Below are 9,350 nucleotides of genomic sequence, written 5' to 3'. Positions count from 1 at the left end.
TAGAACGACGTTCCTTTCCCAAGTCGTGTTACTACACTCTCAGGCCCGTCGAGTCGACCGCGAGCCCGCGACCTGCGAATTCACCTCGCCGAGCAACGCCGTGTGGCCACGAACTGCGGAAGCCAGGCGAGACAAGAGGAGAGTTGTCATGCCCGCATTCGCCACGCCAGGGCCCATCGCCGCCACCGTTGTTGTCGCCGGTGCTCAGGTGCGGGTCACCGCGAGCGACCGGACCGACACTGTGGTGCTGGTCGAACCCGTCGACAAGGCGAGCCAGTCGGACGTCAAGGTGGCCGACAGGACCAAGGTCGACTTCGCCGGCGGTCAGCTATCGGTCAAAACGACCGTCTCCGGGGACAAGAACGGTTCGGTCGCCATCACGATCGACCTGCCCTCCGGCTCCAGCCTGGTCGCGTACCTGGCGCACTCGAGTGTTCACGCTGACGGCTCGTTCGGCGAGTGCGAGCTGCACACGGCATCGAGCCGGGTCCAGCTGGATCGCATCAACGCGCTGCGGGCGAACATCGCGGCCGGTGAGGTCACGGTCGGCCACATCGCCGGGCGCGCCGACATCGACGGCAGCGCGGTCGCAGCGCGGATCAGCGAGGTCAAGGGCACCGTCAGACTCTCGAGCTCGGGCGGGCAGACCTGGATCGGCCACGCCTCGGCCGACCTCGACCTCGGCAGTGGCAGCGGCGGTTTCGACATCGACCGCGCCGACGGCAGCGTCACCGCCAAGACAGGCGACGGCGCCATTCGGATCGGCCGGTTGACGCGCGGTCAGGCGGAGCTGTCGAACCGCTCGGGGAACATCGAGGTCGGCATCAGCGAGGGCACCGCTGCCCGGGTGGACGCCAACAGCAAGCGGGGGTCGGTGCGCAACTCCGTTCCGTCGCGGGAAAACCCTGACACGTCCGACAACAAGGTCACGGTTCACGCCCGCACGCGGCACGGCGACGTCATCATTCAACGCGCAGCAAGCTGACCCTCAACGCGATCGCCGCCCTTGCCTGGTGCGTCGGGATCGCGCTCGTCGGGTACGTGTGGGCGCTGGTCACGTTCAGGAGGCGAGCGTGATCGTGACCAGCTCGGACCAGCTCGTCTGCGTGCCCTCCCGAGTCGCCTCGGCGAACCGCGCGTCGCCGAGGCGGTGCCGCGCGGCCTGCTCGATCCGGGCCACATCCGGGTGGGAGCGATCCTGCAGTCCGCGCACGGCGGCGCTTGCCGCGAGCAGCCGGGCGGCCTGCTCGTGCTGGTCGCGGCGCAGTGCCTGGTCCGCGATCCCGACGAGTACCCGCGCGATCAGGGGTGCGTGCCCCGCCTCGGCCGCCGCCTGGCAGGCCGCTTCGCGGTGCGTACGGGCCTCGCTCTGATCGTCGGCGAGGTAGCCGAGCAGGTCGTGGGTCATCGCGCGGATGGGCGCTCGTTCCGCGTCGTCGCCCAGCGTGGTCGTCGCGACGCCGAGTTGCCGGCGTGCCTCCTCGGCGTTGCCGGCCCAACGCGCGAGTTCCGCCTTCGCGAGAGCCAGCTCAGCCAGCGCATCCGGCCAGGTGACCCGTTCCGCGCACCGCCCGGCCTCGGCGAGAGCAGCCGCGCTGGAGTCCTGATCGCCGAGCAGCCAGTACAGCTGCGCCAGTCGCGACCGCCTCTGGATGACATCCTCGGTAGAACCGACTTCGGTGACGACCGCGATCGCCTGTTCGTAGTACTCGCACGCACCGGCGAACTCGCCGCGCATGGCGATTCGGTCCGCCAGCTCCGTCAGGGCGAACGCAATCCCGAACCGTTCGCCGAGAGCCCGGAACTCGGCGAGCGCCATCTCGAGATACGCGTCCGCCTCCCGCCCACCGTGGCCGAGCACGATCCGCATCTTGCCGAGGTGCAGCCGGGCCAGTGCGCGTATCCAGGGGTCCTCGTTGTCCAGCAATGGTTCCCACGCGGGCAAGACCGCGTCCGGCGCCTGCAACATGCGTTCCAGCGGGACGACCAACGCCAGCAGCGGGTGACCCCGCCGACCTCCCTGGCTCAACCGGTATGCCTTGTGGATCCACTCCGCCGCCTGGTGTTCGTCGCCCGGACCGGAGGTGACGAACGTGACCATGTGGCCGTACACCATGGCCCGGATCTCATCGGCCACCTCGCCGGGCGTCTTGGAGGCCGCGGTGATCAGCTCCACGCCTTCGGACTTGTGCCCGCTGAGCCACCAGTACCAGCCGGCGGCCGCCGCGAGCCGCATTGCCCCGTGCGCCTCGCCGGCCGCGATCGCACCACGCATCGCGGAACCGATGTTGTCGTGCTCGGCATCGAGCGCGGCGAGCCATTCCAACTGCTCGGCGCGGCGAAGCCGCGGGTCCGCGGTCTCGGTGAGTTCGGTGAAGTAGGTGAGATGCGCATGGCGCGCCAGGTCCGATTCCCCCGCCTCCGCGAGGCGGTGCGCGGCGTACTCCTTGATCGTGCCGAGCATCCGGTAGCGCGGTGCGCCGTCGTCCTCGGTGCGCAGCAACGATTTTTCGGCCAGCGCGGTGAGCAAATCGAGCACCTGCCCCGCCTCGACCGTATCGCCGGCGACTGCTTGCAGGTCGCTCGAAAGGGTCGGTCCGACGCAGACCCGCTCGGCCGCTTCCAGGCTCGCCCCGCCCGAGAACACCGAGAGCCTGCGCAGGACCACCCGTTCGGCGTCGGTGAGCAACTCCCAGCTCCAGTCGACCACCGCGCGCAGCGTTCTGTGCCGCGGCAACGCGGTACGGCTGCCGCCGGTCAACAGGCGGAACCGGTCGTCGAGCCGGTTGGCGAGCTGATCGAGGGACATGGTGCGCAACCTGGCCGCGGCCAGTTCGATCGCCAGCGGCATCCCGTCCAGCACCCGGCAGACGCGCACCATCGTCGACAACGCGTGGGCGTCGATCACGAGATCCTTGCGCACCGCGCCCGCCCGGTCCCGCAGCAACCGGACGGCCGGCGCGGACTCGATCTCGCCGGGGCCGGCGTCCCCTTCCGGCAAGGCCAGCGGCTCGACCAGCCACAGCGCCTCACCGGTGATGCCCAGTGGTTCCCGGCTCGTCGCCAGGATCCGCAGCCGCCGGCACTCCCCGAGCACTCGATGGGCGAACGCCGCCGCCGACTCGATCACGTGCTCGCAGTTGTCCAGGATCAGCAGCGCCTCCCGCTCGCGGATCGCGGCGATGAGCCGGTCCGTCAGCTCTGCGTTCGGCACCTCGCCGAGCAGGGCATCCCGGAGGCCTAGCCCGGAGAGCGTCGACTGCGCGACGTTGTTCCCGCCCCCCTGCCCTTCGGGCCCGCCCTTCTTGTCACCGTCCGCGCCGATGGCTGCGAGTTCCACCAGCCAGGCCCCGTCCGGCAGGTCGTCGAGCAGGGTGCGCGCGGTTTCCGTGGCCAGCCTGGTCTTCCCCGCGCCGCCCGGCCCGATCAGGGTGGTCAGCCGATGCTCCGCGATGAGTTCGCGGACCACGGCGACATCAGCGGCCCTGCCGACGAAGCTGGTCAGCTCGGCACGCACGTTGGTCTTCCGGTTCTCCTCCCGCCGGCCCAACTCGCCCCGCAGCAGCGCGACGTGCAGTGCGGACAGCTCCGGTGAGGGGTCGGCACCCAGCGCGTCGGCCAGGGCTTCTCTCGTGCGCTCGTACACGAGCAGCGCCTCGGTGTCGCGACCGGCCGCGACGTGGGCACGCATCAGCGCGGCGACAAGCCGTTCTCGCATCGGATGCGCGGCCACCAAGTCGGTCAGTTCCGTGACCAGCTCCGCACCGTGGCCGAGGCTGACCTCCGCATCGAACCGGTCCTCCATGGCAGTCAGGCGCAGCCCCTCTAGCCGGGTGACCGCCGCGTCAAACGCCGCACTGTCCTGCAAACCGACGTCCTGCATGGCCGCACCGCGCCACAACGCAAGGGCCTCGCGCAGCAGCCGTACCCGCCGCGGGCCCTCGTCATTGCGGGCTTGGCCGACGAGGCGTTCGAACCGCACGGCGTCGACAGCGTCGGGTTCCACCGCCAACCGGTAGCCGCCTGTCTGCCCCTCGACCGACCCTTCCGGCAGCACCTTCCGCAGCCGGGAAACCAAGCGCTGCAAGGCATTCGCCGCGTCGGAGGGCGGGAGCTCACCCCAAATCCAGTCGACGAGCGTCGCCTTCGGGACTACACGGCCTGGTTCGAGCGCGAGGGCGACCAACAACCCACGCAACCGCGCGCCCGGCACGTCGGCGAAGACGCCGTCGTCCGTGCGAACCTCGAACGGTCCAAGCATCCCGATCTGCACTTAGCTGATTCTGTCATGGGTGATCGACAGACCTCCGACTGCTGACCGGGACGGACGGTCCACCCGGAAGGTGGACCCGCACCCAGTCGTCCTGCTGCTCGGGCATGAACCTCTCCCTCACGCGGTTCCGCAGTTCGGATCGGCCGCACATTACTGCGTGCGCATGTAGTCGCCCACGACTTCGTGACCCGGTGGCCAGGCAGGAGCAGTTGCTGCGGGCAGCCGGTACGCGGTCCCTGCTGCCGCTCGGCGGTGCAGATGGCGACGAACCGATCAACTACCGGAACGGGCGCCCGCCGGTCGACGACACCGTGGTGGCGTTGATCGAACGGATGGCGAGGGAGAACACCACCTGGGGTTACCGCAGGATCCAGGGCGAACCGCTCAAACTCGACCACCGGGTAGCCGCCTCAACCGTGCACCGCGTGCGCAAGCGCCTACGGGTACCGCCCGGAGGTCAGCGCCTTCTCGATGTAGTCGCGGAGCCCGGTGGCCACCTCACGACGGGTGTCCGTCTCGTGTTCCCACACCACTACGCGCCCGTCCGAGAACGCGAACTGGTCTCCTCCCCCGTTGTCCCCGAAGAAGAGCAGCCCGTCGAACGGCGCGTAGAGGTCCGCGAAGTCCGCGCTCGACCGGAAGTCGGCGTTCGACTCCGCGATCCGGTCGAGCGGCCACACGACGTCGACCAGGTACTCCCCTTGCACGCCGTCCGTTTCGAGGAGCAACGCGCGCAGATCGTCGGGCAGTGGCTCACCGAGTAGACCTGGTCAGCAGGCGACTCCGTGTCGTCGACGATGTCCCTGCTCACGGCCGGCCCAACGGGCACACTTGCGCGTCGTCCACGCCAACGGCTACGATGCGTGGCATCTCTTTCTCGTCGACGTAGGCGGCTCAGCCCCCACCACGAGATTTTCTCACGAAATCCCCGAACCGACCGGATGTGGCTCACGCAGCCTTTCCCGACGTGTCAACGGGTTCCCACCGCGGCGTGGCCGCGTCATCACCATTCCCGAGATCAGGGAGAAAACCCTTGAACCACAACGATCATTCCGAAACCCGGCTCGCCTCCGGCGTCCTCGACATCATGGACCGGAGCGCCGTACTCCGCACCGACGGCTACCTGCCGGAACCGGGCGACATCGCCGTTCCGGCGCAGCTGGTGCGCGAACACGGGCTGCGGCGCGGCGACGAAATCCACGGGCGAGTCGCACCCGCGGCCCGCAGCGGCAAAGTCACGTCGTTGGCCACGGTCGAGGCCGTCAACGGCGCGCACCCGCGCCACTCCCCTGCCCGTCCGTCCTTCGCCGACCTCGTGCCCACCTACCCGGACGACAGGCTGCGGCTGGAGACCGAGCCGCACGAGCTGACCACGCGGGTGGTCGACCTGCTGATGCCCATCGGCAAGGGACAGCGTGCGTTGATCGTCGCGCCGCCCAAGGCCGGCAAGACCACCGTCCTGCGCGCGATCGCGCACGGCCTCGCCAAGAACCACCCGGAGTGCCATCTGATGCTGGTCCTGGTCGGCGAACGCCCGGAGGAGGTCACCGACCTGGCACGAGGGGTGCCGGCCGAGGTCGTCGCCGCCACGTTCGACCACCCGCCGCGCGACCACACCGCGCTCGCCGAACTGGCCGTCGAGCGGGCCAAACGCCTGGTGGAGCTGGGCCGGGACGTCGTGGTGCTGCTGGATTCCGCGACCCGGCTGGGCCGCGCCTACAACCTCGCCGCACCGGCGTCCGGGCGGACCCTGTCCGGCGGTGTGGACGCCGGGTCCCTCACCGCGCCCAAGCGGTTCCTGGGTGCGGCCCGCAACGTCGAAGGCGGCGGTTCACTGACCATCATCGCCACCGCGTTGGTGGACACCGGCTCCGCGGGCGACGCGCTGCTCTTCGAGGAGTACAAGGGAACCGGCAACGCCGAGCTGCGGTTGGACCGCAGGAGCGCCGCACGACGCGTGTTCCCCGCCGTGGACGTGCACCAGTCCGGCACCCGCCGGGACGACCTCCTGCTGACGCGAGGCGAGACCGCGGCCACCCGCCTGCTGCGCCGCGCCCTCGCCGGCAAGGAGGATGCGATCGACGTGCTGCTCGACGGTCTGCGCAAGACCGGCGACAACGCCGAGTTCCTCACCCGCCTCACGACCAGCCTTCCGCGATAGCTCCATTGTGGACTCGTCGTGGCGCGTCAGCCCGCGGCCGGATCGACCGGGGCAGTCGGCACGGATCAGATCATGTTGTTGTCGTTGAGGGACGTTTCCGGCACGTCCTGGACCACGTCCCAGTGCTCGACGACGCTGACGCCGGACTACACGCGATCTTGTCCATGTGGATACTTTCCATCACTCTGAAGCCGAATCAACACGAGCCACCAGGTGTTCATGAACGGCCCCTCCTGCAGGCCGAACAAACGACCCGAGGCGTCGGTCGCCAAAGCCTGAGCCGACCCCGGGTGCTGCCGAGGCCGTCGGCTCACCGATCCGCGTTGCTCAGCCGCCCGGTCCGGTCACCATGAGCGGGCGTACCGCCGGTTCGAGCAGCGACAAACTCCTCTGCTGCGCATCGAGGGCGACGCGGATGCCGACCGGCATCGGCAGATTCGGGCCGGCATGTCCGAACTCGACGTTGCCCAGGACCGGGATGTCACGGTCGCCGAGGACGTCGAGGACTATCTCGGGCAGGGTCGGGGACGCGTCGGGCGCGCCGAGCCCGTCGATCGCGTACGGGACGCCCACGACCATGCCGGAGATCCGATCGAGGATGCCGCAGTGCCGCAGCACCTGCAGATAGCTCCACACATACGATGCTTGGCCGCCCATCTCCTCCCAGAACAGCACCGCGCCGTCGAACCACTCGAGCGGCAGCGCGAAACGCGTCGCCTGCGCCAGCACGATGCGATTGATCACCCCGCCGATCAGCCGACCTTCGGCACGACCAGGACGCCAGCACTCCCACGACGGGCTGGCAGGCAGCGCACCGATCGCCTCCGTACCGGTCAGCAGCGTCGAGTAGAGCTTCTCGAGCTCCGCTCTGCGCGCCGCGGGCGCGGCCTGCCACGCCCCGCCGAGTCCAGACGTGGCCAAGTCGGCATGGAACCCGACCAGACCCGTGCGCGCATAGAGCACCAGGTGCAGCAGCGAGATGTCGCTGTAGCCGAGGATCGGCTTGGGGTCGGCAGTGATCGCCTCGACGTCGATCAGGTCGAGGTAGCCGAGCACCGTCTGGCCGCCGTCATGCGCGATGATGGCGCGCACCTCAGGATCACGCAGAAGAGCGTTGAATTCCTTGGCGATCTCCGCCGGCGTAGCCGCGCTCCACCAATGGTGCCGCCCTGCTTCGAGTAGCGGTGCCCGACGCACGCGGAATCCCATCCGTTCGAGCACGACTACCGCCTGCTCGAGGTCGGGCTCGTAAACGGCATGGAGCGGCCCGGACAGCGATGCGATGACGACGAGATCTCCGGGCCTCAGGGCACGAGGTCGAAGCGGTCGAGGCAGTGCGGTAAGGGGCACCGAGGCAGTATCCCGACCCCCCTCAGCAACACGCTACACATTTACCGATCGACCGCCCAGCAGGACCTTGCCCACACACCCAGGCTGGTCCCAATACGTGAGCCGACCCCGGGGGAATTACATGAGCGCCCACATGGGGCGCCCAAGCCGCAAAGAACCTCGTCACGAACTGCTCGACCGCACCCTCATCCGGAACCAACGGCCCCTGCCCCACGCTGCCGCGTTGCCAAGACCATGTGGATGTAGCGACGTAGCATCGAACCCTATTCTAGTGCTAGAATAGGGTCATGTCTTCAGCTCTGACCGATGGCGAGTTGACGGTGCTCGGGCTGCTCGTCGAACAGCCCCGCCACGGGTACGACCTGGAAAGGGTCATCGAGGAGCGGGGAGTACGCGCATGGACGGCGCTCGGGTTCTCCTCCATCTACTACGTGCTCGACAAGCTGGCCAGACGCGGCTTGATCGAAGCAGCCGGCGCTCCACCGTCCGGAAAGTCACGCGCTACCTTCCGTGCTACGGCGTTGGGCCGAGAACTGTGTACTGCCGCCACGCGGGACGCGCTGACGACGCCGACACCGATGCGCGCACGCGTCCTGATCGCGATGGCCAACAGTCCCGGCTTGCCGGATGCGGACGTGGTGACCGGACTGACCCGGCGCCTGGACGCGCTGCGGAAACAGCTCGTGGACGTCCAGACGGCTCGTTCCAGGCAGGAACCCCTGCCGACTGCGGCCTCCGCGATCTTCGACTACAGCGAGGCCATGCTCAGGGCTGATGTCGGCTGGACCGAAACCACACTGGGCGCACTGACAAAGGAGACCGCGGTGGAAAAGTACGACATCAAGAAGGCCCACAAGGAGCTCTACTCCCCGCCCTCGCAGGAGTTCACCGTCGTCGACGTGCCCGAGTTCCGGTACATCGCAGTCGATGGCCGAGGTGATCCGAACACATCACCTGCGTATGCGAACGCGATCGAAGCCCTGTACGGGGTGGCGTACGCGCTGAAGTTCGCCGGCAAAAAGACCCTCGGTCGAGACTTCGTGGTCGGCCCGCTGGAGGGACTGTGGCGAGCAGACGACCCCGCCGTGTTCGTCACGCGGCGCAAGGAGACATGGGAGTGGACCATGATGATCAGCCAGCCGGCCTGGATCACCGAAGACATGGTCCAGGCCGCAATCGACAACGTCTCGAAGAAGAAGGTCATCCCCGCACTCGGAGACATCAGGCTGCTCACCCTCGTCGAAGGAACCTGCGTCCAGATCCTGCACACCGGCTCCTACGACGACGAAACTCCTACCCTGGATCGCCTCCACAACCACTACCTCCCCGAGAACGGCCTCACCTTCAACGGTGACCATCACGAGATCTACCTCAGCGACGCACGTCGAACCCCACCGGCCAAGCTCAAAACGATCTTGAGGCAGCCTGTCAAGACCGTGTACTGACCTTTTCAGTTCAGGGTGACGTCATGGTGGCGTAGTGATCAATCCGGTTTGTGCGATGAACCCGTCGAGCAGGTCGGGGCGGTACTGCATCCGTTTGAGGCGGTTGCGGACCACCGCCGCC

General features: G+C 68.3%; 6 protein-coding genes. 3 read left to right on the top strand and 3 right to left on the bottom strand.

What is annotated here, in order from left to right; all coding sequences use genetic code 11:
- The coding region (locus FM051_RS48905) for a DUF4097 family beta strand repeat-containing protein (RefSeq protein WP_338019559.1) at nucleotides 1-985 on the top strand (985 nt) is incomplete at its 5' end.
- 75 nt (nucleotides 986-1,060) lie between these two features.
- On the opposite strand, the gene FM051_RS48900 is transcribed toward FM051_RS48905, so the two are convergent.
- Nucleotides 1,061-4,273: an ATP-binding protein gene (locus FM051_RS48900; protein WP_158854696.1), complete on the bottom strand. Its 3,213-nt coding sequence runs from the start codon at nucleotides 4,271-4,273 to the stop codon at nucleotides 1,061-1,063.
- Between the two features lie 437 nt (nucleotides 4,274-4,710).
- On the bottom strand, nucleotides 4,711-5,001 hold the full coding sequence (locus FM051_RS48895; RefSeq protein ID WP_202919508.1) for an SMI1/KNR4 family protein: 291 nt from the start codon (nucleotides 4,999-5,001) through the stop codon (nucleotides 4,711-4,713).
- 305 nt (nucleotides 5,002-5,306) lie between these two features.
- On the opposite strand from FM051_RS48895, the gene FM051_RS48890 reads away from it, so the two are divergent.
- Nucleotides 5,307-6,434 carry a transcription termination factor Rho, short form gene (locus FM051_RS48890; protein WP_158854694.1) on the top strand — a complete coding sequence of 376 codons (1,128 nt, stop codon included), beginning with the start codon at nucleotides 5,307-5,309 and terminating at the stop codon, nucleotides 6,432-6,434.
- A gap of 327 nt (nucleotides 6,435-6,761) precedes the next feature.
- On the opposite strand, the gene FM051_RS48885 is transcribed toward FM051_RS48890, so the two are convergent.
- The gene (locus tag FM051_RS48885; protein ID WP_158854692.1) at nucleotides 6,762-7,784 is read right to left on the bottom strand and encodes a S66 peptidase family protein; all 1,023 of its coding nucleotides are present in this window, start codon (nucleotides 7,782-7,784) and stop codon (nucleotides 6,762-6,764) included.
- 287 nt (nucleotides 7,785-8,071) lie between these two features.
- Here FM051_RS48885 and FM051_RS48880 point away from each other — a divergent pair, with 287 nt between their 5' ends.
- Nucleotides 8,072-9,229: a GyrI-like domain-containing protein gene (locus FM051_RS48880; RefSeq protein WP_158854689.1), complete on the top strand. Its 1,158-nt coding sequence runs from the start codon at nucleotides 8,072-8,074 to the stop codon at nucleotides 9,227-9,229.
- Nucleotides 9,230-9,350: the final 121 nt, after the last annotated feature.

This window comes from Saccharothrix deserti, assembly GCF_009769385.1.
Taxonomy (GTDB): Bacteria; Actinomycetota; Actinomycetes; order Mycobacteriales; family Pseudonocardiaceae; genus Actinosynnema; species Actinosynnema deserti.
This window is presented reverse-complemented; position numbering and strand designations above follow the sequence as displayed.

What these genes read in the sequence shown, in the direction of transcription:
- FM051_RS48880 (WP_158854689.1), top strand. Translation starts at nt 8,072, where the DNA reads ATGTCTTCAGCTCTGACCGATGGCGAGTTGACGGTGCTCGGGCTGCTC.